This is a genomic window from Pseudoalteromonas sp. T1lg65, assembly GCF_051930985.1.
Lineage (GTDB): Bacteria > Pseudomonadota > Gammaproteobacteria > Enterobacterales > Alteromonadaceae > Pseudoalteromonas.
Genome location: NZ_CP196837.1, coordinates 1,988,887 through 2,013,697, shown reverse-complemented (window position 1 = coordinate 2,013,697; position 24,811 = coordinate 1,988,887). Strand labels below are relative to the sequence as shown.

Sequence of the window (24,811 nt, the reverse complement as noted above, 5' to 3'; positions counted from 1 at the left end):
AACACATGTTAGATTCTAAATACTTACGTCAGGATGTCGAAGAAGCAGCAGCGCGTCTTAAAAAGCGCGGCTTTGAACTAAACGTTGCTTTGATCAACGAATTAGAAGAAAAGCGCAAAGCGCTACAAACGAAAACGCAGGAATTACAAAGCGAGCGCAATAGTCGCTCCAAAGCGATTGGCCAAGCTAAGGCTAAGGGCGAAGACGTTCAGCCGCTAATGGATGCGGTTGCCAACCTTGGTGACCAACTAAGCGCAGCCAAAGAAGAGCAAGATAAAATTCTAGCTGAGTTAAACGATTTAGCTTCTTCATTACCAAACTTACCAGCAGAAGAAGTGCCTGAAGGCGAAGATGAGTCACAAAACGTTGAAGTAAGCGTTTGGGGCGAGCCGAAAAAGTTTGACTTTGAAGTTAAAGATCACGTTGATTTAGGTGAGGCACTAGACAAAGGTTTAGATTTTGAAACTGGTGTTAAATTAAGTGGCTCACGCTTTACGGTAATGCGTGGCGCTGTCGCGCGTATGCACCGTGCATTAGTTCAGTTTATGTTGGACACACACACTGAGAAAAACGGCTACACAGAAATGTACGTACCGTACTTAGTGAATAAAGCAAGCTTGTTTGGCACAGGCCAGTTACCAAAATTCGCAGAAGACTTGTTCCACACTGAAGCGTTGTCAGAAGACCAAGATGGCTTTAGCTTGATCCCCACAGCCGAAGTACCATTAACTAACTGTGCACGTGATGTGATTTTTGACGAAAAAGAATTACCAATCAAAATGACTGCGCATACGCCGTGCTTTAGAAGCGAAGCAGGTAGCTATGGTCGTGATACACGTGGACTTATCCGTCAACATCAATTTGACAAAGTAGAGTTGGTTCAACTTGTTAAGCCAGAAGACTCAATGGCAGCGCTAGAAGAACTTACCGGTCATGCTGAGCAAATTTTACAAGCACTAGCGTTACCGTATCGGAAAGTGATTTTGTGTACCGGAGACATGGGGTTTGGAGCGACTAAAACCTATGACCTAGAAGTATGGTTACCAGCTCAAGACACGTATCGCGAGATATCTTCTTGCTCAAACATGTGGGACTTCCAAGCTCGTCGTATGCAAGCGCGCTTCCGTCGTCAAGGCGAGAAAAAACCCGAACTATTGCACACACTAAATGGTTCAGGTCTAGCTGTTGGACGTACCTTGGTTGCGATTCTGGAAAACTACCAGCAAGCAGATGGCTCAATTGTTGTGCCAAGTGCACTTAAGCCATACATGGGCGGCATTGAAGTAATAAAAGCGCAATAACAAAATACAAGTTGTTGATATCAGGCTGTATTAATTACAGCCTTTTTTATGACTAAATTATGAATGTTTTTTTACAAGTTAATTCAGAAGCCTAATTTAAAAGATACGTTAACGTTGGATAATATATCCATGAGTTTCATCCATTCCGCATCGTTCTTCCCCATAAGATTTGAGGTCAAAAGAATTACATTTTCTATCATTGCATCACTCGGCGAGATGTGATTTATTGAAGATGTGGATTTGGCCAAATCTCAAAGTCTGGAACCGTTAACGTAACGAAGGTTAATAGTTCTACCGTTTAAGTTTTCTCAATAGAACCTAAAGATGTTATTCGTTTTAGTATCAGGTTCGGGTAGGCATAAACACCAATGGTTATGTAAGCTTCGAAACCCTGATTGTTCCTAACAACGTTCTGTAAATTACAGTGCGTTGGTCGAAGAAAGAAGGTGAGGATATTACCTATGAAGAGACAGAAAAGAGACCGTTTAGAGAGAGCACATTCACAAGGATTTAAGGCAGGATTAGCAGGGCGGTCAAAAGAAAATTGTCCCTATCAACAACTAGAACCTAGATCAGAATGGTTAGGCGGGTGGCGAGAGGCCATCGACAACAGAAACCTGTATAAAACTTGATTCGTTAACGTTTAGGAGAGCAAAGCCCCAGTAAAGGGGCTTTGTTGATCTTGAAAGGAAAAAATACTTAAAAAGCACTAGTGTCTTGGAATAGACCCACTTTTAAATCTTTTGCTTCATAAATAACTCGACCATCAACTTCTACCGTGCCGTCAGCCATCCCCATAAACAGCTTACGCTTGATTACGCGCTTCATATCGATCCGGTAGGTCACTTTTTTTGCTGTGGGTAAAATTTGACCGGTAAACTTAACTTCACCTACACCTAAGGCACGTCCTAAGCCTGGACCACCAGACCAACCCAAGAAGAAACCTACGATTTGCCACATAGCATCAAGGCCAAGACAACCTGGCATTACAGGGTCGCCTTTAAAGTGACAGTCGAAAAACCATAAATCTGGATTGATGTCTAATTCAGCCACGATTTGACCTTTACCAAATTCACCACCGTTATCATTGATTTCGATGATGCGGTCCATCATTAGCATGTTGTCGCTAGGCAGTCTGCAGTTGCCTTCGCCAAACATCTCACCTTGACCACATAAAATAAGTTCTTCTTTCGTATAGCTATTCTTAGGTTCCATAGTATTCTTCTTAATCTTACAAATTGTCGCTACTTTAGCGTACAGATGTACGCCAAACAACTCTGAACAGTTAAAAATTCACGATTTTGCATGGAATTCTGTACTTTTTTTGTGACTGTTTCATTAAATCGCCGTTATCGCCTGTTCTAAATACAAATCAATTAGGATAAGGGGCGATTTCTGCTGCAAATAACTTTATAATAAAGATAATTTTATACCCTTTATAAGGAAGCTCATGATCCTGTTTGTTGATGCTTTAACTGTTATAGATTTCTCGTTTTTATGTCCTCGTAGAGGGGCGGTCGGTGAAAGTTGGATTGTCGATATCACTTTAAAAGGTGATTTAAATGAAGAGTCTATGGTGTTGGATTTTGCAAAAGTCAAAAAACAGATTAAGAGCATAATTGACTCTAAACTTGATCATAAGCTGGCCATTCCAAGCGAGCTCGCTTGTAATTACCAACAGCAAAATGAGCGCGTCAGTTTTGACTATTACTTTGGTGATAATCATCATATGGCAATGAATGCGCCAGCAGAGGCGGTATGTGTAATCGCTGGTGACGCAGTGACAGAAGAAACTACTATTGCATATCTTAAAAGCGTCATCATGCCGTGTATGCCAGATAACGTGATAGATATCGGGATTGAACTAAGACCGGAAGCAGCGACTGGTTTTTATTATCACTATAGCCACGGGTTGAAAAAGCACGATGGTAACTGTCAGCGTATTATCCATGGGCATCGCTCGCTTATAGGCGTAAAACTAAATGATATAAGCATGCCAAGATTGCAAAAACTGTGGGCTGATAAATGGTCCGACATTTATTTAGGCAGTGAAGAAGACTTGGTTTCTGCTGCGAATCTAAAACATGTGAAAGCCGACGCTGAAGATTACGCATTTGCCTATGAGTCAACTCAGGGCTATTTTGAATTAGCGGTCGCTAAAAAGCGCTGTGATATCATCCCTTGCGATTCCACCGTTGAATGTATTGCTGAATACTTAGCACAACAAATAAAACAACAACATCCTGATGACAAAGTCGAAGTAAGAGCCTACGAAGGTGTCGGAAAAGGAGCCATTGCATATGCTTAAATCACTTGTTGCGGTTTCGCTTTTATTTTCTAGCGTGGTGAGCGCGATGGAATTAAAAGGCGAATTTACGCAGGGTGGGATGATAATTGGACAGCTCAAAGGTGTGCAAACTGTCACATTCAATGACAGAAAGCTCAAGGTGAGTCCTGATGGTGTGTTTGTGTTTGGTTTTGGTCGAGACGAAGAGCTGGTTCATCAATTGTCTTGGATTGATAAAGATGGCAAGCGTCATGAGAAACAACTCGACATCGAAAAGCGCGAATACAAAATAGATAAAATAACTGGGGTGGCGAAGAAATATGTTTCTCCACCTGAGGACGTGCTAGCGCGTATCCAAAGCGAGGCGAAAGCCGTTGCCGCAGCTAGAAAGTCTGCGTCAGATTTAACCTTCTTTACTGGGCCGGTGTATCGACCAGCAAAAGGGCGAATATCAGGTGTATACGGTAGTCAGCGCTACTTTAATGGTGAACCCAGACGACCACACTTCGGATTAGATATAGCCAACAAAACCGGGGAGCCGGTAATGGCGCCGCTGCCTGGAAAGGTTGTGTTTGCAGATAACGATTTGTACTACAGCGGTGGTACGTTAATTTTGGACCACGGACACGGTGTCACTTCAACTTATATTCATTTGAGCAAACTAGACGTTAAGCTTGGTGATATGGTTGAAACCGGCGATAAAATCGCGGAAATTGGAGCGACTGGTCGAGTTACTGGTCCTCACCTAGATTGGCGCTTTAATTGGTTTAATACCCGTTTAGATCCAGCGCTTTTGATGAATGACACGCTAGCAAATGAAGTAGTAAATAAATGACAGATTTAGAAAGACAAGCAATTATCGAGAAACGTATCGAAGACTCTATCACATCAGTGACTAAGACTGTGTTTCCGGGACGTACAAATCACCACAATACGCTGTTTGGTGGCGATGCGCTTGCATGGATGGACGAAGTAGCATTTATTGCTGCGACTCGCTTTTGCCGAAAGCCGCTAGTGACTATTTCTTCAGATAGAGTTGATTTTAAAGAAGCTATTCCTGCTGGGACTTTTGCTGAACTGGTGTCAAAAGTTAGCCATGTCGGAAATACCAGTTTGAAAGTTGATGTAAACATCTATCTTGAGAGAATGCATAAAGATGATAAACATTTAGCTATCAGTGGTAGCTTTACGTTTGTTGCTGTTGATGACAATCACAGACCTACACCCGTTGTATGTGATCTGATGCTTAACGGATTTAAATAGTCTTTTTAACTTAAGGGCCTCGTGCCCTTAAGTTAAAGGTAATAAAGAACACATCATACTGATATTTTAAATACCAATTACGCATCAAACAATACTCTTGCTTTCCTATTTTCATCAAAAAGGGCGTCATAATGAGACGCCCTTTTTGATGTTATAAAACCATTGCCGCTATCCATCCAAAGATAAGCAGCGGAATATTAAAATGTATAAATGTCGGGATAACCGAGTCACGAATATGGTCATGTTGACCATCGGCATTTAAACCTGACGTCGGTCCTAATGTCGAATCCGATGCAGGGGAACCAGCATCACCGAGTGCCCCTGCCGTACCAACAAGTGCTGCGGTTGCCATGGCAGAAAATCCAATTTCTAGCGATAGGGGAACAAATAGAGTGGCGATAATAGGCACCGTAGAGAATGAACTACCAATTCCCATCGTGATAAGTAATCCGACCAACAATATCATTGCCGCAGCTAATGGCTTATTATCGCCAAATAGTTCCGCACAACCGGCCACTAGGCTTGCCACGTCACCAGTTGCTTTCATCACTGACGCGAACCCTTGAGCAGAAATCATGATAAAACCAATCATGGCCATCATAGCGACTCCACGACTGAATACATCCGAGCTTTGCTCCCATTTTACGATGCCGAACAGACTAAACACCATAACACCAACCAAGCCACCTAAAATCATTGAGCCACTGATATTTTGTGCGATCAGTGAAGCAACAATGGCAACACAGCCGACAATAATGACTTTTTTCGCTTCTTCGCCACGCGGAATATGATTACTAGTCGTAGTCTCGTCAGTGTGAGAATGGGTGTATTGGCGTTTTTTTCTGTAACTGAAAAACACCGCAATCAACAGTCCAACCAACATACCAACGGCAGGGATGATCATCGCCATCGGTACGCTTGTTTTAATAATCTCTAGACCATTATCCGCCAAGTTCTTATGCAAAATTGAATATAGATAAATGCCACCAAAACCGTAAGGTAAAACCATATAACTCGTTGCAAGTCCAAAGGTCAAAATGCATGCCACGGCACGCCTATCTACATTCAATTGGTTCAGTACCATCAGTAATGGCGGGATCAATATGGGAATAAAAGCAATATGTACCGGGATTAAATTTTGGGAAGCAATTGAACAAGCAAGGATAATTGCCATGATAAACATACTTAAATAGGTTGTAGCTTCTTCACTATTGTTGTTTACCAGATGGAGTAGTCGGTGCGCTAGAATCTGTGTTAAGCCAGACTTTGAAATTGCAACAGCAAACCCACCAAGCATTGCATAACTCAGCGCAATTTCAGCGCCGCCTGATAAACCGTCGTTAAATGCCTTAAGCGTAACCGTTAAATCTAAACCGGCTACAAGTCCTGCGACTAATGCACTCACAGTCATCGCAACGATGACATTTACTCTTGCTAGACTTAGCCCTAACATGAGTAGAACCCCAACAATTACTGCATTCATAGTGTTTTATTTACCCTTTATTTTTATTCGACTTACTAACTTTTTTAGGTTTCTTTTTTGCGATTTAGTAGCTAGAACACGCTGATAATGTAATTGCTCAAACTCAGCGTAAAAAGCACCTAGCTCGTTTTCAACCTGTGGATAGATATCGGCGAGCAAACGCAGGTTTTGTTTTACTGTACGACCATGTTCAGGTTGATTAAAATGCGCCAAAATTTGCTTGTACAAGTTAAGTTCAAACGGTATCACATTAGATTGCATTAACCGGCGATAGTAAAACGCCGCGCTAACCACGATTACTATAGTGATAAGACTCAGCAAGCCAGCCCACAGTTTTCCATTGTGACCAAATAGCTGCTCAAATAGGGCACTCTGCTTGCGATTGTCAAAATTTATAACTGCCTTTGTCCAGTGGTAATCAAGCACTTCGAGTTTTAATCTAAGCCAATTGACGGTTTGCCAGTCAGAAAAAGCCAGCAAACTATACCCTAGGTTTTCCTTAAAATCATCGCTCAGTTCTTGAAATTGAGACAAACTGCCTGATATTCGAGAAGGCGCGATCCAAGCGGTTGGATCAAGTCTTTGCCAACCAAGCTTAGGGTCGAAGTATTCAACCCACGCATGTGCATCATATTGATACACACTGACATAACCTTTTTCTTGATTAAGCTCACCCCCAAGATAACCAGAAACCAGTCTGGCAGGAATACCGACCGATCTTAACATAAACGCTGTGGCTGATGCGTAATGTCCACAAAAACCGTTTTTAGTTTCAAATAAAAATGCATCGATGACTTGTGAAGACGAGATCTCTGTAGGACTTAACGTGTAAGCAAAGGCGTTTTCTACAAAGTAGTTTTTTACTTTATCAATGAAGTCAGCTGTGGTTTTAGATTCTTGATACCAAACTTGTGCCAGTTGTCTTGTTTGGTTGTTAGTATCAATTGGTATTTGCGTATTAAAGCGTAATAGCCGACTGATAGTTTGCTGTTCACTAATTACGTCGTTTACCGCAATTTGATATTCAAATGGTTTGTTCGCGGGGGATTTTTTGTAAACCGTCCCAAACACGTTTGAACTGATGTTGCTTGAAGCCGGCGAAGAAAACTCCAGACCATACAACCAAGGTAGTAAACTGGGCTGCGCTGTGATTAAGACATCTGCGTTTGTTGGGGTAATTGCGTTAACAGCAGCATCTTGACCATTCGACATTAACCAGCGTTCACCGTCGAATTTGTCATGGATAATTGCACGCCAATAATAAGGACCTTTTAATAAATCGGCATTAAAAAATTCCGCTCTAAATACCAATTCTTTAGATTTAGCCAATTCACTAATTGAAAAAGGATCAACATTTTCAGACAACCCCGTTTTACTTTGTTTGCTTGGCGTTGGCAGTTGCCAAAAAGCCGGAAGCTTTGGCATAAACGCAACAAGCAACGCGGTAAGCGGCAAAATTATCAAGAAACTCTTCACAGCAAAACGAAGTGAGCCCTTGAAACTCACATTATTTTGTAAATTTAACATAATACCTAAGTTGATGATCAGCATGAATATCACCAACAGAGTTGAATAGAGGCTTTGCGTAAATAAGAACAAACACGGGTAAGTGAAAAAGTTTAAGATACAAACTTGCAAGTATTGAGTACGCGTGCGGGCATGAATTTGTTTAAGACTTGCTGCTATTAGCATTAACGCCACAAACAAACTGACACTACTTTTAAATCCAATAAACAATCCAGTGAATATAGCGGCAATAAGGGTAATAAGATTAATCGCGCGAGTCGTAATAACTGTTGATTTTTTCAGTGTCCGAATAACCTGCCAAGCCAATAAAAAGGTGGATAGCGCGACAAAACTCCAACCAAACTCGTTCACTAACAGTAAGGACATTGTCCAGATCATCAACGTAGTAAGATTAAACCAAATTGGCGCGCTAAAATTCACTTAACGACTCCATGCAGCGCTTTAAATGCTGCTCTCCATGTGCTGGTTTTATTAATAAGCTGCCAAGTTGCATACCGTATTTGATATTATTGTTCTGAGCTTGGTTAATTAGATAGCTTAGATTACTCAAACGCGTTTCTTTATCACCGTTTAGTTCGTCGAAACGATAAAATACCTCATTATCATTGAGCTCATATTGCCCAACATCTAATGTCTGTTTGATAAATAGTTGGTCAGTTTTGGCGTATATCTTCCAAGCGACGCGGTTAACTGGCATCCCTTTTTGATAGCGATATAATTGTTCTGATAATGCTTCATTCGCCAAGCTGTCCTGTTCAGGCACGCCATCATGTGTATAGCTGATTCCAGAAAGCTGAGTTGCTAATGGAGTAGGGTAGACATAGGCATCATCATCAAGGTAAAGGTAGCTCCATACTTTTACCAATCCAAACGGATAATTGCTGCTAATGGAGACTTTTTTTATTTTGTATTTACCGCGCTGTTTACATGCATTTAGTGGCATGTCGATTTGCGTGTTGTTGCCGTTTAATTCACATTGCTCACTCAGCGCAAGTGACGTTGATGAAAAAACCAAAGCTTGTACAGGATGTGCTGCATTTAGCTCAAATTGGGCTAATGGTGAGCAGGGGCTAAAATTGGCTTTTGTGCCCAAGTAATGGATAGTAAGACCGTTAAAATTAAAGTAGGCCATTAGTAGCGACAACAACATCAACAATGCCATTAGGTAAGCTGTTGCCAATATTAAGTTGTTTTGATAATTAACACCAAGAATGAAATTAACCAATGCGATGGTCAGAAACAACCAGCCATCTTTTGACGGTAAGATATAAATTGTATTATGAGAAAGCGTGGTACGTGGACCTGCGTGTTTTTTTAAGATCAGTTGTTCCACATAGCTGCGAAACCAACCGATCATATTGCGCTCACTGAAACTTCATTAAATATAAGTTGTGTTGCAGCTTGTTGCTCTTTGATGTTTATGCCCATTCTATGCGCGCAAATATGAGGAAAGACTGCCTGCACATCGTCTGGGATCACAAAATTTCTGCCAGCTATAAGCGCCCAAGCCTTTGCTGCACAAGCTAGCGCAATACTCGCTCGGGGTGACAAAGGATCGGTAAATTGATTACCAGCTCGAGTAAAACTCACAAGTCGTAAAATATAGTCAGACACAGTATCGGACATTTCTACCAAAGCCACAGCATCTTGTAATTGCGAGAGTGTATCGGCGTCAATGACCTGAACAGCAGAGCCTTGATTTCGGCCTTTTCCAGTGTTTTTTATAAGTTCAAGTTCAGCTTGTTTAGAGGGATAGCCTAGACTGATCCGCATAAAGAAACGGTCTAATTGCGATTCTGGCAGCGGATGTGTACCAGATTGATGCTGCGGATTTTGTGTGGCTATCACAAAAAATGGCTTTGGCAGAATATGGGATGTACCATCAATCGTTACTTGATGTTCTTCCATCGATTCAAGCAGAGCACTTTGTGTTTTAGGGCTTGCGCGATTAATTTCGTCGGCTAACAAAACCTGAGAAAAAATTGGACCGGGGTGAAATTCAAAAGTCTGTGCATCTCGGTTAAATACGGACGTACCGGTAATATCCGATGGTAAAAGATCACTGGTAAATTGTACGCGACCGTAACTTAAGCCTAAAACATCAGCCAAAGCATGGGAAAGTGTGGTTTTGCCCATACCCGGTAAATCTTCAATAAGCAAATGGCCACGAGAGAGCAAGCAGCACAGTGCCAGTTTGATTTGCTCGGGCTTTTCGAAGATAACGTGTGATACCGCCTCAATAGCTTGATTTATCGCCTGGCTCACGCGATAAGCTCTAATCGCTTCATAACCGTATCAACTTTTTTAGCGTTAAATGGCTTAGCAATATAGCCGTTAGCACCCAGTTCCCAGGTGTTTTGAACGTTCTCTAGACTATTATGACCAGAGCACATAATAACGTTTGTTGTTGGGAAGTGTTCGTTGATATAGGAAAGGATTTCCGAACCATCGGTGTCTGGCATTTCAATATCTAAAAAGATAACGCCAGGCTGTTTATGCGCAAGCAAAGATTTTGCGGCGTCGATATCTTCGGAGCCGTAGATTTCTTCAAAGCCAAGATCTTCTAAAATGTCGGTGAGGAAATCTCGTGTGTCCTCAGTGTCATCAATTATTAAGATTGGCTCAAGGGGCCTTACAAATTCCATATGTCGATACTTCTTAATACTAACTCAGCAACATACTATAAAAACACAAAGCGTAGCTCAATAGAAAAAGTGTGAAAGATTCACTTAATGTCCGATACCGTCTAGTATAGGACATTAAGTGCAACTTTGAGTAGCTAGAGATATAGATAAATAAAACAGCCCATAATGGCAGCAGTGTTATGTTGAGAGAAACCCCCGCAAAATCATTACTCTGCGGGGGTTTTGTGGTTTATGGTCGGTCAAAATAGGTAGGTGACCGACCATCACAAAAGCATTGCTTTAGTGCCCGTAACATAATACAAATTATGGTGAGGTTGGCTTTCATCCCACATTTTAAAAATCATGTATTGAATATATAGCCTTCAAATTTAAACTCTTAAAAAAGGAAATTAATTATGCCACGCTTAAATTTAGTAATTAAACAATCTCCAAATGCTCCTATATTGAAATCTATAGATACTGCAGATATCCCTAGAGTTGGTGAGCACATTTTATATCGTGGCGATTGTTATGCTGTAATAAATGTTCTTTATGACATTGAAAATAAAGATGAAATCAAACTCTATTTAGAAACCAGTCATCATCCTTCTACTGGTGAAATGAAGTTTGGTGGTTAAGTAGAATTCGATACGATGCGGCTTGCCGCATGAAGCGCCAACTCGATAGTGATTTAACTCAGGTGTTTTAGCGCGAGAACCCGCCGATGGCGGTCGGTACTATTTCTGGAGACCTGACCCCGAGCGAATGCGTTCGCTCCCTTGATAAACCGAAACCAACTTTCAGTCAGCTCAGTTGTACCGAGTGGGGTACGGTGTGGAGAGTCCACATACTTTAATAGTGGACTCTAGTCTCATTTTGAAACTTTCTCTTCTTCTTCTTCGATTAGATCTTGTTTCGCCATATTTTGATAATTATCTATCATGTAATGAACAATGTCCGTCCAAGTTACTGATCTCCCTGTTTTATATGAAACCTCAATAGCTTTTCTTTCTAACTCTAGTTTCTTTTCAATTGGTATCGAGATCGTTGTTCTGTTTGCTTTCGCCACTTCTTTAACTCCGTTCTGTTAATAGCTGAATGTTAGCACGCTTGAATTTTATTATTCATCAATACTTGTATTCACCCATTCACTTCTGTTATAAATATCGCAGTTGAATAGATGTATTCACCTATTCAGGTCGGTAATGACCTGTCTCATTTTTTGGGATTAGTTACCATTACTACTCATCAGAAGGATTTTTTTGTGATAGACCTCTTGCGAATCAAAGTGCCATTTAACGACTCTGTCGTTGCTGCATCACCTGAAGGTGATAGCGGTTTGGTTGATTTGCGTGAATGTCAAAAACGCGGTTGCAAGATGGAAGCGGGGGACGTTACTTTTCGTCCGAACGACTATCGTCTAGATGCTGAGAACGTTGCACTTGCTGAGGTTTCATGTCTTAGACATCCTTTTGAATCACTTCCTAGCAGTTGGTCAACTTTAAGTTTTAAGGTTTATCAAGGCGGTTCTAATTACTATCCACACATTGAGCTTAAAGCTAGCCCTGCGAAACTCCTTACTGGTCAAAATGTTTTTGGTACATGCAACGTTATGACTTGCCTTGATTCGTTGGTTTCTGCTTTCTGTTACGCACTTCCTGATATGGTCGAGATACTGGATTTTGAACACGCTACGCTTGCTCAGATTGACTGCACTTTTACTGCTCATTTACCAAATGAGTCTGACAGCAGGAATGTGATACACGCACTTAGAAACATTTCAAACGGTCAAACGAGAGGTAGTAAATCATCGTTTGATACCACGGCCTACTTTGGCAAAGGTAGCCGCCATAAACGTCTCAAAGCTTACTTGAAGCAGTTTGAGCTTGCAGACCAAATAGCCAAAATCACGTCACGTTACGATAAGACCAAAGACCCAATTTATAAAATACAGCTCGATGCTATGAGCGCACCCGATGTACAAGAATTTGCTACAAACGCCCTTCGTTTAGAGGCCAGTATCATGCCCCGCATGTTGCATCGCCTCGCTATTCCTACGAATGTTTGGGAGTTTGAAAGTCACGCTAGAAGTTTTGATGGGTGTCTAATTAAAGAGCTATGGAATCACGCTTGGTCAGATATTTTTAAGACATTTGAGGGCGAACATATGCGTACATACAGCGACACTGAAGTTCATGAAAATTTGAGAGAGCACTTTAAAACAGAGACTAAAACTGGTTTTAGTTATTCCAAGGCTGATCGTCTATTTCGATTTTTCCGAATGATGAAGCACGAGGGTTGGGAAGAGGTTAAAGCGACTACACCAAAAGCAACTTTCCATAGAAGCATTAAAGAAATTACAGAGGTAGTCCCCAAGGCATACCTACAAAACCTACAAGCCACGGCATCCAATGTCGTGCCTTTAATCAGATTTATCAACGTCGATTTCGAACGCCAGCACCCAGCAGGCTGGACTGAACCTACGCGACTATCAGAGCAATTCGAAAGCGGCCTACGCTTAGTAAGTTAACGGAGAAAACACATGCAACATCAACAACTAATTATTGAAATCGTAAAAGGCCATGAGAACCCAATGCCTCGCACTGTTAATAAGGGCAAAGACAACGAAAGGGTGGTTTATGACCAAAAGGCATACGCTCATACGGGTGGTGCTTTTCCTAAGGAATTTCGTTTGTCTCACGATGACCACAACAATGCCTATCCAGTTGGCAAATATACGTTAGCTCTTGAATCTTTCTGTGTTGGCCGTTGGGGTGACCTTGAAATTAACGGTCGTCAAATGAAGCTTGTTCCAGCTTCTCAAGAATTGCTTAAGGCTGTCTGATATGCAATGCGTCATCATTTCCGAATCAGGCCAACTAATCGCAGCAACTGCTGAAACATGCGAATACGTTTTGTTGACGACTGAGCAGGTGACGCAAATTCAATTAAACGGATTGGTAGACACGCTCAACGAGCTGTTCCAATTTGATTTGGCTACGTTCGGCCTAATCAACGCCGCGGCATTGACCGCATTTTTTACCGCTCATTCAATTGGTCGAATCGTCCGAGTGATGGGCAAAACCTAAAAACACACTCAATTAAATTAAGGAAAAATCGTGAAATTACTATCAAAAATCGCTCTAGGTTCTACTGCTGCGCTAGGTTCTGCAATGGCGTCAGCTACTGCAACCACTCCTGATGTTGCGGCAACGATTGAAACCGCTGTTGCTGCTGGTCAGTCAAACTATACGCTCGTTGTCGTTGGTCTGTTGTCACTAGCTTCAATCGGTTTCGGTGTTGGTTTTATCATTAGCAAATTATCTCGTTAATGGTTACGACCATTATTCTAGGTACGTTTCTCGTTTGGGTCTTCGTCGAGGGCTTTTCTAGCGGGGTTCGTACCTCCTAATATTAAAGGCGTTATATGCGAGTTTTCTATACGGCGCTTATCAGCGCCTTTTTTCTATCATTCAACTCATTGTCCTTAGAGTTTAAACGTGATGAGCAAAAACCTATTCTCGTTCCTACTGACTATGGACGTTGCACTCATTTAGATGGTGGCGGTCATCTGCTGTCTGAATGTTTATCTGCTGTTGAATCCGCGAGTGAGGGCAAAACGTATATTTATACCGGTTTTCATTCAGGTCCTCTCGATGATAATTCATATCCTATTTTAGCTACTGTTACTGAGCGTCGCGGTTGTGATGGTCAGGACCATTGTACATTTGAGCCGTATATATATACCGCTGGGCGTTTTTACATTCAATTTACTGTTCAGGTAGAGGATTGCCCACCTGATGGTCACCCAACGTATACCCAAAAACGGGGTGGTGAAACTGATGACAACCCATCTCGTTGCATCGACCCAGCCCGTGATAACTGTCAGGAGCCATCGTTAGATGACCGTCCATCATTTAGTATAGGTGGTGGTAATCGCTGCTTCACCAATCCAGACGGCTCAACGTGTAAATACTCATCTGACAATAATGACATGATGATGGTGTCACCATTATACGACGGTCAGGAGGGGACTAGCTGTGGTGATGATGGTGATGGTGGCGATGGTTTACCCACTGTTCCAGATCCATTTATTCCGCCTGATTTGTCTGATTTGCCTGAGGCTCCTAGTACCGCTCCATCTGCTGAGCCGCTAGGCCAAATCTCCGACCCGTCAACCTCAGAAACCGAGCTAGACGGTATAAACCAAATGAACCGTAATGTTACTGCGTCTACTCAAAATCAGGTTGATTTTGGTCGAGCCAATGTTAGAGCGCTCAACAATATTTATATTGAGTCTAGGCACTCTAATGACCTGACTCGGTTTTTTTCCTCTCAATTAGACGTCATCGGTAAAAATACTCAAATTATGTCCGAGCAGGCAAATAACGCGTTTCGTGCTGCATCTACTAACGTCGAACAAACCGCTACTGTTGCGAATAACACTAGGTACATTGTCAATTCAACCAACGCCCAAACTGCAACACTAAATTCTATCCGTGACACACTCAATTCTATTAACGATAAACTCGCTGGTGATGAACCTTGCGAGGGCGAGGACTGCCCAGACCCTGAGCCAGATTGTGAGGGGTTCGAGTGTGCCGGTGTTGCTCAGGCGGGAAAGCAGGGGGGTCTGAATGACCTATTTACTCAGGATTCTATTGATGAAATCAGGGTTCAAATTACTGACCAAATCGAATTGAACACTGCAGAGCTAGACGACATTCGCACTCAGTTAGACACTGTTTTTGATGTTTCGCCAACCATTAGCGGTTCATACGAGGAGCGAACATTAGATATTTACGGTGAATCAATTGATATTTCAGTAGCCAGATTTAGCAATTTTTATCAAATGCTAGCAGCACCATTAATGCTAATCGCCACTATGTCCGCGTTGTTTATTTTGTTGAGGGAGCGCCATGATTAAATCCACACAAACCAAAACCATTTTATTAATTTCCGCATTTCTATTTTTATCGCCTGTAGCGCTAGCATCTCACTACGACGGTTATCAGGGTGTGTTTAGTTTTATGAACGATTTTGTTTCTGATATTTGGGATTTTTTAGATACCGACCTCCCTAATTTTATCACGCGTTTTTTTGCATGGTTCGTTGAATATGCAACGCTACTCAGACTCAAAATAGAGTTAGAGACTATTAAATTTAGTTGGCAGGTTTCGAAAAACATCATTGAGAATTTTCAGATAGCCAGTCGCATCACCTCGGCTGCTAATCAATTACCTGCTGACGTTCGTGCTGCTCTCGTTGATATGCGTGCATTTGATGCGCTCAATGTGGTAATTCAGGCGCTAATCACTCGCTATGTTATGAGGTTTCTATAATGGCGACGTCAATATTTCATGGTGCGCCAGGTTCGTTTAAATCAGCCTCAGCAGTTTGGTTTGAGTTATTGCCAGCGCTGAGAGCGGGGCGTTTAGTAGTCACTAATATCGAGGGCATTAAACCTCTGGATGATATCGAGCGCGAGTTAAACGAAACATTCCCTGATTCTGCAAAATTGTGGCGAATGTCTAGTCAGAGCGAATCAGGCCATAAATTGTGGCGTAATTGGTATCATTGGATGCCGTGCGGTGCGCTCATTATCATGGATGAGGTTCAGGATATTTACCCGACTGAAACCACTCAATTCAAACCTGAATCATGTGATTATCAGCCCGTTCAAAACTATCAGGATTATCTACCTAGTGACTGGTATCAGTACCATTTAGATACACTCGAAACGTACAAACCAGACGACCTAACTAGCGGTGATGTTGATGATTTGGGTATCGAGATATTTAACGAACACGGGCATATCATCTACCCAAAAACCCTAAAGGAGGCGTACATGCGCCACCGTAAATACAACTGGGACATCATTTGCTGTACGCCTGATATCACCTCTGTACATAAATACATCCGTAACGTTAGCCAGTACGCCTATGCACATAAATATTTTGACGGGCTAGCCAAAATTCCATACTTCAACCGGAGGCCGAGAATACATGAACATAATCCAAAATTGGACGGCAAAACGCCAAACAGGGCAGACCCGAAAAAGTGGCGCAAAATCCCCATCGACGTCCACAGACTCTACAAATCAACAGCGACCCAATCTATTACAGGCGCAACAGGAAAAAATTTTCTACTCAGTCCTATGTTTGCCTTTCCGGTGGTCGTTCTCACTTTGTGCGCTGGTTATTTCATCCTATATTTCAGTGGTGCTATGGATGTGGAAAAAAACCCGCAACCCGCGCAGGTTCCTACTAAAAATAGTAAAACGGATATTTCTACTGCTGTTAATAATGACCCTGTTCCGGCTGTTGCTCGTGAGCCTATTCATGTGAGTCTACCATTTGATGCAACTAGGGCGCAGGTTAGCGGTTATCACGTTAAATTTGACGGTGAGAAAATCGAACAGACTGCCATTTTGGAATTTGATACACCTGATGGTTTAGTTTCTCTAAACACGTTTGATTTGAAGCTAATGGGCTTTACGGTCAACATCATGAGTTATTGCTATGTCATCATTGAGCACGCGGATTACAAATACAATGCCTTTTGCAAATCAACAACGCCAAACAAACCAACCTATGAACCAGCTCAAACGGAGCCTAATATTGATTTTGGTTTTGGTGGTGACGCGCCAAGCGAAGCCTGAGCGTAGCGCGGCAACACCAAAACCCAATAATGGTTAAATCTTTAATCTAAGGATAAGTCACTGGTGACCCATGGAAACTAAGAACCAACGTTATGAAAATAAACAAAAATCTCGCGGTTTAAAAAAAGTTACTCTTTGGATACCTGAGCATTCTGAAGTTGAGCTCAGACAGACAATTGATTTTTTGTGTTCAAATACAGATCATGTTCCATATATGGCTAGGAGCATTAAGACTGGTAAGTTCAAGAAAATTGTATAATGTCCAATACTAGACAATATCGGTCATAAGTAATTGATTTTTAAAAGGTTAAATATTTATTTTAATTATTTTTGGCTTTATATCAACCTCCCATAATGGCAGCAGTGTTATGTTGAGAGAAACCCCCGCAAAATCATTACTCTGCGGGGGTTTTGTGGTTTATGGTCGGTCAAAATAGGTAGGTGACCGACCATCACAAAAGCATTGCTTTAGTGCCCGTAACATAATACAAATTATGGTGAGGTTGGCTTTCATCCCACATTTTAAAAATCATGTATTGAATATATAGCCTTCAAATTTAAACTCTTAAAAAAGGAAATTAATTATGCCACGCTTAAATTTAGTAATTAAACAATCTCCAAATGCTCCTATATTGAAATCTATAGATACTGCAGATATCCCTAGAGTTGGTGAGCACATTTTATATCGTGGCGATTGTTATGCTGTAATAAATGTTCTTTATGACATTGAAAATAAAGATGAAATCAAACTCTATTTAGAAACCAGTCATCATCCTTCTACTGGTGAAATGAAGTTTGGTGGTTAAGTAGAATTCGATACGATGCGGCTTGCCGCATGAAGCGCCAACTCGATAGTGATTTAACTCAGGTGTTTTAGCGCGAGAACCCGCCGATGGCGGTCGGTACTATTTCTGGAGACCTGACCCCGAGCGAATGCGTTCGCTCCCTTGATAAACCGAAACCAACTTTCAGTCAGCTCAGTTGTACCGAGTGGGGTACGGTGTGGAGAGTCCACATACTTTAATAGTGGACTCTAGTCTCATTTTGAAACTTTCTCTTCTTCTTCTTCGATTAGATCTTGTTTCGCCATATTTTGATAATTATCTATCATGTAATGAACAATGTCCGTCCAAGTTACTGATCTCCCTGTTTTATATGAAACCTCAATAGCTTTTCTTTCTAACTCTAGTTTCTTTTCAATTGGTATCGAGATCGTTGTTCTGTTTGCTTTCGCCACTTCTTTAACTCCGTTCTGTTAATAGCTGAATGTTAGCACGCTTGAATTTTATTATTCATCAATACTTGTATTCACCCATTCACTTCTGTTATAAATATCGCAGTTGAATAGATGTATTCACCTATTCAGGTCGGTAATGACCTGTCTCATTTTTTGGGATTAGTTACCATTACTACTCATCAGAAGGATTTTTTTGTGATAGACCTCTTGCGAATCAAAGTGCCATTTAACGACTCTGTCGTTGCTGCATCACCTGAAGGTGATAGCGGTTTGGTTGATTTGCGTGAATGTCAAAAACGCGGTTGCAAGATGGAAGCGGGGGACGTTACTTTTCGTCCGAACGACTATCGTCTAGATGCTGAGAACGTTGCACTTGCTGAGGTTTCATGTCTTAGACATCCTTTTGAATCACTTCCTAGCAGTTGGTCAACTTTAAGTTTTAAGGTTTATCAAGGCGGTTCTAATTACTATCCACACATTGAGCTTAAAGCTAGCCCTGCGAAACTCCTTACTGGTCAAAATGTTTTTGGTACATGCAACGTTATGACTTGCCTTGATTCGTTGGTTTCTGCTTTCTGTTACGCACTTCCTGATATGGTCGAGATACTGGATTTTGAACACGCTACGCTTGCTCAGATTGACTGCACTTTTACTGCTCATTTACCAAATGAGTCTGACAGCAGGAATGTGATACACGCACTTAGAAACATTTCAAACGGTCAAACGAGAGGTAGTAAATCATCGTTTGATACCACGGCCTACTTTGGCAAAGGTAGCCGCCATAAACGTCTCAAAGCTTACTTGAAGCAGTTTGAGCTTGCAGACCAAATAGCCAAAATCACGTCACGTTACGATAAGACCAAAGACCCAATTTATAAAATACAGCTCGATGCTATGAGCGCACCCGATGTACAAGAATTTGCTACAAACGCCCTTCGTTTAGAGGCCAGTATCATGCCCCGCATGTTGCATCGCCTCGCTATTCCTACGAATGTTTGGGAGTTTGAAAGTCACGCTAGAAGTTTTGATGGGTGTCTAATTAAAGAGCTATGGAATCACGCTTGGTCAGATATTTTTAAGACATTTGAGGGCGAACATATGCGTACATACAGCGACACTGAAGTTCATGAAAATTTGAGAGAGCACTTTAAAACAGAGACTAAAACTGGTTTTAGTTATTCCAAGGCTGATCGTCTATTTCGATTTTTCCGAATGATGAAGCACGAGGGTTGGGAAGAGGTTAAAGCGACTACACCAAAAGCAACTTTCCATAGAAGCATTAAAGAAATTACAGAGGTAGTCCCCAAGGCATACCTACAAAACCTACAAGCCACGGCATCCAATGTCGTGCCTTTAATCAGATTTATCAACGTCGATTTCGAACGCCAGCACCCAGCAGGCTGGACTGAACCTACGCGACTATCAGAGCAATTCGAAAGCGGCCTACGCTTAGTAAGTTAACGGAGAAAACACATGCAACATCAACAACTAATTATTGAAATCGTAAAAGGCCATGAGAACCCAATGCCTCGCACTGTTAATAAGGGCAAAGACAACGAAAGGGTGGTTTATGACCAAAAGGCATACGCTCATACGGGTGGTGCTTTTCCTAAGGAATTTCGTTTGTCTCACGATGACCACAACAATGCCTATCCAGTTGGCAAATATACGTTAGCTCTTGAATCTTTCTGTGTTGGCCGTTGGGGTGACCTTGAAATTAACGGTCGTCAAATGAAGCTTGTTCCAGCTTCTCAAGAATTGCTTAAGGCTGTCTGATATGCAATGCGTCATCATTTCCGAATCAGGCCAACTAATCGCAGCAACTGCTGAAACATGCGAATACGTTTTGTTGACGACTGAGCAGGTGACGCAAATTCAATTAAACGGATTGGTAGACACGCTCAACGAGCTGTTCCAATTTGATTTGGCTACGTTCGGCCTAATCAACGCCGCGGCATTGACCGCATTTTTTACCGCTCATTCAATTGGTCGAATCGTCCGAGTGATGGGCAAAACCTAAAAACACACTCAATTAAATTAAGGAAAAATCGTGAAATTACTATCAAAAATCGCTCTAGGTTCTACTGCTGCGCTAGGTTCTGCAATGGCGTCAGCTACTGCAACCACTCCTGATGTTGCGGCAACGATTGAAACCGCTGTTGCTGCTGGTCAGTCAAACTATACGCTCGTTGTCGTTGGTCTGTTGTCACTAGCTTCAATCGGTTTCGGTGTTGGTTTTATCATTAGCAAATTATCTCGTTAATGGTTACGACCATTATTCTAGGTACGTTTCTCGTTTGGGTCTTCGTCGAGGGCTTTTCTAGCGGGGTTCGTACCTCCTAATATTAAAGGCGTTATATGCGAGTTTTCTATACGGCGCTTATCAGCGCCTTTTTTCTATCATTCAACTCATTGTCCTTAGAGTTTAAACGTGATGAGCAAAAACCTATTCTCGTTCCTACTGACTATGGACGTTGCACTCATTTAGATGGTGGCGGTCATCTGCTGTCTGAATGTTTATCTGCTGTTGAATCCGCGAGTGAGGGCAAAACGTATATTTATACCGGTTTTCATTCAGGTCCTCTCGATGATAATTCATATCCTATTTTAGCTACTGTTACTGAGCGTCGCGGTTGTGATGGTCAGGACCATTGTACATTTGAGCCGTATATATATACCGCTGGGCGTTTTTACATTCAATTTACTGTTCAGGTAGAGGATTGCCCACCTGATGGTCACCCAACGTATACCCAAAAACGGGGTGGTGAAACTGATGACAACCCATCTCGTTGCATCGACCCAGCCCGTGATAACTGTCAGGAGCCATCGTTAGATGACCGTCCATCATTTAGTATAGGTGGTGGTAATCGCTGCTTCACCAATCCAGACGGCTCAACGTGTAAATACTCATCTGACAATAATGACATGATGATGGTGTCACCATTATACGACGGTCAGGAGGGGACTAGCTGTGGTGATGATGGTGATGGTGGCGATGGTTTACCCACTGTTCCAGATCCATTTATTCCGCCTGATTTGTCTGATTTGCCTGAGGCTCCTAGTACCGCTCCATCTGCTGAGCCGCTAGGCCAAATCTCCGACCCGTCAACCTCAGAAACCGAGCTAGACGGTATAAACCAAATGAACCGTAATGTTACTGCGTCTACTCAAAATCAGGTTGATTTTGGTCGAGCCAATGTTAGAGCGCTCAACAATATTTATATTGAGTCTAGGCACTCTAATGACCTGACTCGGTTTTTTTCCTCTCAATTAGACGTCATCGGTAAAAATACTCAAATTATGTCCGAGCAGGCAAATAACGCGTTTCGTGCTGCATCTACTAACGTCGAACAAACCGCTACTGTTGCGAATAACACTAGGTACATTGTCAATTCAACCAACGCCCAAACTGCAACACTAAATTCTATCCGTGACACACTCAATTCTATTAACGATAAACTCGCTGGTGATGAACCTTGCGAGGGCGAGGACTGCCCAGACCCTGAGCCAGATTGTGAGGGGTTCGAGTGTGCCGGTGTTGCTCAGGCGGGAAAGCAGGGGGGTCTGAATGACCTATTTACTCAGGATTCTATTGATGAAATCAGGGTTCAAATTACTGACCAAATCGAATTGAACACTGCAGAGCTAGACGACATTCGCACTCAGTTAGACACTGTTTTTGATGTTTCGCCAACCATTAGCGGTTCATACGAGGAGCGAACATTAGATATTTACGGTGAATCAATTGATATTTCAGTAGCCAGATTTAGCAATTTTTATCAAATGCTAGCAGCACCATTAATGCTAATCGCCACTATGTCCGCGTTGTTTATTTTGTTGAGGGAGCGCCATGATTAAATCCACACAAACCAAAACCATTTTATTAATTTCCGCATTTCTATTTTTATCGCCTGTAGCGCTAGCATCTCACTACGACGGTTATCAGGGTGTGTTTAGTTTTATGAACGATTTTGTTTCTGATATTTGGGATTTTTTAGATACCGACCTCCCTAATTTTATCACGCGTTTTTTTGCATGGTTCGTTGAATATGCAACGCTACTCAGACTCAAAATAGAGTTAGAGACTATTAAATTTAGTTGGCAGGTTTCGAAAAACATCATTGAGAATTTTCAGATAGCCAGTCGCATCACCTCGGCTGCTAATCAATTACCTGCTGACGTTCGTGCTGCTCTCGTTGATATGCGTGCATTTGATGCGCTCAATGTGGTAATTCAGGCGCTAATCACTCGCTATGTTATGAGGTTTCTATAATGGCGACGTCAATATTTCATGGTGCGCCAGGTTCGTTTAAATCAGCCTCAGCAGTTTGGTTTGAGTTATTGCCAGCGCTGAGAGCGGGGCGTTTAGTAGTCACTAATATCGAGGGCATTAAACCTCTGGATGATATCGAGCGCGAGTTAAACGAAACATTCCCTGATTCTGCAAAATTGTGGCGAATGTCTAGTCAGAGCGAATCAGGCCATAAATTGTGGCGTAATTGGTATCATTGGATGCCGTGCGGTGCGCTCATTATCATGGATGAGGTTCAGGATATTTACCCGACTGAAACCACTCAATTCAAACCTGAATCATGTGATTATCAGCCCGTTCAAAACTATCAGGATTATCTACCTAGTGACTGGTATCAGTACCATTTAGATACACTCGAAACGTACAAACCAGACGACCTAACTAGCGGTGATGTTGATGATTTGGGTATCGAGATATTTAACGAACACGGGCATATCATCTACCCAAAAACCCTAAAGGAGGCGTACATGCGCCACCGTAAATACAACTGGGACATCATTTGCTGTACGCCTGATATCACCTCTGTACATAAATACATCCGTAACGTTAGCCAGTACGCCTATGCACATAAATATTTTGACGGGCTAGCCAAAATTCCATACTTCAACCGGAGGCCGAGAATACATGAACATAATCCAAAATTGGACGGCAAAACGCCAAACAGGGCAGACCCGAAAAAGTGGCGCAAAATCCCCATCGACGTCCACAGACTCTACAAATCAACAGCGACCCAATCTATTACAGGCGCAACAGGAAAAAATTTTCTACTCAGTCCTATGTTTGCCTTTCCGGTGGTCGTTCTCACTTTGTGCGCTGGTTATTTCATCCTATATTTCAGTGGTGCTATGGATGTGGAAAAAAACCCGCAACCCGCGCAGGTTCCTACTAAAAATAGTAAAACGGATATTTCTACTGCTGTTAATAATGACCCTGTTCCGGCTGTTGCTCGTGAGCCTATTCATGTGAGTCTACCATTTGATGCAACTAGGGCGCAGGTTAGCGGTTATCACGTTAAATTTGACGGTGAGAAAATCGAACAGACTGCCATTTTGGAATTTGATACACCTGATGGTTTAGTTTCTCTAAACACGTTTGATTTGAAGCTAATGGGCTTTACGGTCAACATCATGAGTTATTGCTATGTCATCATTGAGCACGCGGATTACAAATACAATGCCTTTTGCAAATCAACAACGCCAAACAAACCAACCTATGAACCAGCTCAAACGGAGCCTAATATTGATTTTGGTTTTGGTGGTGACGCGCCAAGCGAAGCCTGAGCGTAGCGCGGCAACACCAAAACCCAATAATGGTTAAATCTTTAATCTAAGGATAAGTCACTGGTGACCCATGGAAACTAAGAACCAACGTTATGAAAATAAACAAAAATCTCGCGGTTTAAAAAAAGTTACTCTTTGGATACCTGAGCATTCTGAAGTTGAGCTCAGACAGACAATTGATTTTTTGTGTTCAAATACAGATCATGTTCCATATATGGCTAGGAGCATTAAGACTGGTAAGTTCAAGAAAATTGTATAATGTCCAATACTAGACAATATCGGTCATAAGTAATTGATTTTTAAAAGGTTAAATATTTATTTTAATTATTTTTGGCTTTATATCAACCTCCCATAATGGCAGCAGTGTTATGTTGAGAGAAACCCCCGCAAAATCATTACTCTGCGGGGGTTTTGTGGTTTATGGTCGGTCAAAATAGGTAGGTGACCGACCATCACAAAAGCATTGCTTTAGTGCCCGTAACATAATACAAATTATGGTGAGGTTGGCTTTCATCCCACATTTTAAAAATCATGTATTGAATATATAGCCTTCAAATTTAAACTCTTAAAAAAGGAAATTAATTATGCCACGCTTAAATTTAGTAATTAAACAATCTCCAAATGCTCCTATATTGAAATCTATAGATACTGCAGATATCCCTAGAGTTGGTGAGCACATTTTATATCGTGGCGATTGTTATGCTGTAATAAATGTTCTTTATGACATTGAAAATAAAGATGAAATCAAACTCTATTTAGAAACCAGTCATCATCCTTCTACTGGTGAAATGAAGTTTGGTGGTTAAGTAGAATTCGATACGATGCGGCTTGCCGCA

30 protein-coding genes are annotated in these 24,811 nt (G+C 41.8%); 22 read left to right on the top strand and 8 right to left on the bottom strand.

Annotated features, from left to right (window positions below):
• Positions 1-5: 5 nt before the first annotated feature.
• Positions 6-1,301: a serine--tRNA ligase gene (serS, locus tag ACSLBF_RS08805; protein ID WP_440053047.1), complete on the top strand. Its 1,296-nt coding sequence runs from the start codon at positions 6-8 to the stop codon at positions 1,299-1,301.
• A 461-nt stretch (positions 1,302-1,762) separates the two neighbouring features.
• Positions 1,763-1,933: a ribosome modulation factor gene (gene rmf / locus ACSLBF_RS08800; protein ID WP_440053046.1), complete on the top strand. Its 171-nt coding sequence runs from the start codon at positions 1,763-1,765 to the stop codon at positions 1,931-1,933.
• 67 nt (positions 1,934-2,000) lie between these two features.
• Here the strand turns inward: rmf and fabA are convergent, their stop codons facing one another.
• The gene (fabA, locus tag ACSLBF_RS08795; protein ID WP_440053045.1) at positions 2,001-2,516 is read right to left on the bottom strand and encodes a 3-hydroxyacyl-[acyl-carrier-protein] dehydratase FabA; all 516 of its coding nucleotides are present in this window, start codon (positions 2,514-2,516) and stop codon (positions 2,001-2,003) included.
• Positions 2,517-2,751: 235 nt separating this feature from the next.
• On the opposite strand from fabA, the gene ACSLBF_RS08790 reads away from it, so the two are divergent.
• Genes ACSLBF_RS08790 through ACSLBF_RS08780 form a run of 3 tightly spaced genes read left to right on the top strand, consistent with a single transcriptional unit; the run spans position 2,752 to position 4,851 of the window.
• A complete protein-coding gene (locus ACSLBF_RS08790) occupies positions 2,752-3,609 on the top strand; it encodes a 6-carboxytetrahydropterin synthase (protein WP_440053044.1) in 858 nt (285 codons plus the stop codon).
• Positions 3,602-4,423, top strand: coding sequence for a M23 family metallopeptidase (locus tag ACSLBF_RS08785; RefSeq protein ID WP_440053043.1), 822 nt, complete (start codon positions 3,602-3,604; stop codon positions 4,421-4,423). Before ACSLBF_RS08790 ends, ACSLBF_RS08785 begins: the two co-directional genes overlap by 8 nt.
• The gene (locus tag ACSLBF_RS08780; RefSeq protein WP_440053042.1) at positions 4,420-4,851 is read left to right on the top strand and encodes an acyl-CoA thioesterase; all 432 of its coding nucleotides are present in this window, start codon (positions 4,420-4,422) and stop codon (positions 4,849-4,851) included. The genes ACSLBF_RS08785 and ACSLBF_RS08780 overlap by 4 nt, the downstream gene beginning before the upstream one ends.
• A 151-nt stretch (positions 4,852-5,002) precedes the next feature.
• Here ACSLBF_RS08780 and ACSLBF_RS08775 read toward each other — a convergent pair whose 3' ends face one another.
• The 5 genes from ACSLBF_RS08775 to ACSLBF_RS08755 are packed head-to-tail and all read right to left on the bottom strand — an operon-like array spanning position 5,003 to position 10,506.
• The gene (locus ACSLBF_RS08775; protein WP_440053041.1) at positions 5,003-6,334 is read right to left on the bottom strand and encodes a Na+/H+ antiporter family protein; all 1,332 of its coding nucleotides are present in this window, start codon (positions 6,332-6,334) and stop codon (positions 5,003-5,005) included.
• Positions 6,335-6,340: 6 nt separating this feature from the next.
• Positions 6,341-8,281, bottom strand: a complete 1,941-nt coding sequence (locus ACSLBF_RS08770) for a transglutaminase family protein (protein WP_440053040.1) — start codon at positions 8,279-8,281, stop codon at positions 6,341-6,343.
• Positions 8,271-9,218 (bottom strand): hypothetical protein, encoded by a 948-nt coding sequence (locus ACSLBF_RS08765; protein ID WP_440053039.1) that lies wholly within the window; start codon positions 9,216-9,218, stop codon positions 8,271-8,273. Before ACSLBF_RS08765 ends, ACSLBF_RS08770 begins: the two co-directional genes overlap by 11 nt.
• Positions 9,215-10,126: an AAA family ATPase gene (locus ACSLBF_RS08760; protein WP_440053038.1), complete on the bottom strand. Its 912-nt coding sequence runs from the start codon at positions 10,124-10,126 to the stop codon at positions 9,215-9,217. The genes ACSLBF_RS08765 and ACSLBF_RS08760 overlap by 4 nt, the downstream gene beginning before the upstream one ends.
• On the bottom strand, positions 10,123-10,506 hold the full coding sequence (locus ACSLBF_RS08755) for a response regulator (protein ID WP_440053037.1): 384 nt from the start codon (positions 10,504-10,506) through the stop codon (positions 10,123-10,125). Before ACSLBF_RS08755 ends, ACSLBF_RS08760 begins: the two co-directional genes overlap by 4 nt.
• A 395-nt stretch (positions 10,507-10,901) precedes the next feature.
• Between ACSLBF_RS08755 and ACSLBF_RS08750 the strand changes: the two genes are divergently transcribed.
• Entirely contained in the window at positions 10,902-11,123 is a 222-nt protein-coding gene (locus tag ACSLBF_RS08750; protein ID WP_440053033.1) for a hypothetical protein, read from the top strand.
• A gap of 233 nt (positions 11,124-11,356) precedes the next feature.
• Here ACSLBF_RS08750 and ACSLBF_RS08745 read toward each other — a convergent pair whose 3' ends face one another.
• Positions 11,357-11,554, bottom strand: a complete 198-nt coding sequence (locus ACSLBF_RS08745; RefSeq protein WP_440053032.1) for a hypothetical protein — start codon at positions 11,552-11,554, stop codon at positions 11,357-11,359.
• Between the two features lie 195 nt (positions 11,555-11,749).
• On the opposite strand from ACSLBF_RS08745, the gene ACSLBF_RS08740 reads away from it, so the two are divergent.
• The 8 genes from ACSLBF_RS08740 (at position 11,750) to ACSLBF_RS08705 (ending at position 17,952) form a co-directional block, all read left to right on the top strand.
• Positions 11,750-13,015, top strand: a complete 1,266-nt coding sequence (locus ACSLBF_RS08740) for a phage/plasmid replication protein, II/X family (protein ID WP_440053031.1) — start codon at positions 11,750-11,752, stop codon at positions 13,013-13,015.
• Between the two features lie 12 nt (positions 13,016-13,027).
• Positions 13,028-13,330, top strand: coding sequence for a single-stranded DNA-binding protein (locus ACSLBF_RS08735; protein WP_440053030.1), 303 nt, complete (start codon positions 13,028-13,030; stop codon positions 13,328-13,330).
• Position 13,331: 1 nt separating this feature from the next.
• On the top strand, positions 13,332-13,574 hold the full coding sequence (locus ACSLBF_RS08730) for a hypothetical protein (protein WP_440053029.1): 243 nt from the start codon (positions 13,332-13,334) through the stop codon (positions 13,572-13,574).
• 30 nt (positions 13,575-13,604) lie between these two features.
• Positions 13,605-13,817, top strand: a complete 213-nt coding sequence (locus tag ACSLBF_RS08725; RefSeq protein ID WP_440053028.1) for a hypothetical protein — start codon at positions 13,605-13,607, stop codon at positions 13,815-13,817.
• A gap of 95 nt (positions 13,818-13,912) precedes the next feature.
• A complete protein-coding gene (locus tag ACSLBF_RS08720; RefSeq protein ID WP_440053036.1) occupies positions 13,913-15,412 on the top strand; it encodes a hypothetical protein in 1,500 nt (499 codons plus the stop codon).
• On the top strand, positions 15,405-15,827 hold the full coding sequence (locus tag ACSLBF_RS08715) for a DUF2523 family protein (RefSeq protein WP_440053035.1): 423 nt from the start codon (positions 15,405-15,407) through the stop codon (positions 15,825-15,827). Before ACSLBF_RS08720 ends, ACSLBF_RS08715 begins: the two co-directional genes overlap by 8 nt.
• Positions 15,827-17,146, top strand: coding sequence for a zonular occludens toxin domain-containing protein (locus ACSLBF_RS08710; protein WP_440053034.1), 1,320 nt, complete (start codon positions 15,827-15,829; stop codon positions 17,144-17,146). The genes ACSLBF_RS08715 and ACSLBF_RS08710 overlap by 1 nt, the downstream gene beginning before the upstream one ends.
• Before the next feature lie 584 nt (positions 17,147-17,730).
• Positions 17,731-17,952, top strand: coding sequence for a hypothetical protein (locus tag ACSLBF_RS08705; RefSeq protein WP_440053033.1), 222 nt, complete (start codon positions 17,731-17,733; stop codon positions 17,950-17,952).
• A 233-nt stretch (positions 17,953-18,185) separates the two neighbouring features.
• Here the strand turns inward: ACSLBF_RS08705 and ACSLBF_RS08700 are convergent, their stop codons facing one another.
• Entirely contained in the window at positions 18,186-18,383 is a 198-nt protein-coding gene (locus tag ACSLBF_RS08700) for a hypothetical protein (RefSeq protein ID WP_440053032.1), read from the bottom strand.
• 195 nt (positions 18,384-18,578) lie between these two features.
• Here ACSLBF_RS08700 and ACSLBF_RS08695 point away from each other — a divergent pair, with 195 nt between their 5' ends.
• The 8 genes from ACSLBF_RS08695 to ACSLBF_RS08660 all read left to right on the top strand — a co-directional run bounded on the left by ACSLBF_RS08695 (position 18,579) and on the right by ACSLBF_RS08660 (position 24,781).
• Positions 18,579-19,844, top strand: coding sequence for a phage/plasmid replication protein, II/X family (locus tag ACSLBF_RS08695; RefSeq protein WP_440053031.1), 1,266 nt, complete (start codon positions 18,579-18,581; stop codon positions 19,842-19,844).
• Between the two features lie 12 nt (positions 19,845-19,856).
• Positions 19,857-20,159, top strand: a complete 303-nt coding sequence (locus ACSLBF_RS08690; protein WP_440053030.1) for a single-stranded DNA-binding protein — start codon at positions 19,857-19,859, stop codon at positions 20,157-20,159.
• 1 nt (position 20,160) lies between these two features.
• Positions 20,161-20,403 (top strand): hypothetical protein, encoded by a 243-nt coding sequence (locus ACSLBF_RS08685; protein WP_440053029.1) that lies wholly within the window; start codon positions 20,161-20,163, stop codon positions 20,401-20,403.
• 30 nt (positions 20,404-20,433) lie between these two features.
• A complete protein-coding gene (locus ACSLBF_RS08680; RefSeq protein ID WP_440053028.1) occupies positions 20,434-20,646 on the top strand; it encodes a hypothetical protein in 213 nt (70 codons plus the stop codon).
• Positions 20,647-20,741: 95 nt separating this feature from the next.
• The gene (locus tag ACSLBF_RS08675) at positions 20,742-22,241 is read left to right on the top strand and encodes a hypothetical protein (protein ID WP_440053036.1); all 1,500 of its coding nucleotides are present in this window, start codon (positions 20,742-20,744) and stop codon (positions 22,239-22,241) included.
• Positions 22,234-22,656: a DUF2523 family protein gene (locus ACSLBF_RS08670; RefSeq protein ID WP_440053035.1), complete on the top strand. Its 423-nt coding sequence runs from the start codon at positions 22,234-22,236 to the stop codon at positions 22,654-22,656. The genes ACSLBF_RS08675 and ACSLBF_RS08670 overlap by 8 nt, the downstream gene beginning before the upstream one ends.
• Complete coding sequence (locus tag ACSLBF_RS08665; protein ID WP_440053034.1) at positions 22,656-23,975, top strand: zonular occludens toxin domain-containing protein; 1,320 nt, start codon at positions 22,656-22,658, stop codon at positions 23,973-23,975. The genes ACSLBF_RS08670 and ACSLBF_RS08665 overlap by 1 nt, the downstream gene beginning before the upstream one ends.
• A gap of 584 nt (positions 23,976-24,559) precedes the next feature.
• Positions 24,560-24,781: a hypothetical protein gene (locus ACSLBF_RS08660; RefSeq protein WP_440053033.1), complete on the top strand. Its 222-nt coding sequence runs from the start codon at positions 24,560-24,562 to the stop codon at positions 24,779-24,781.
• The last annotated feature ends 30 nt before the right edge of the window (positions 24,782-24,811 follow it).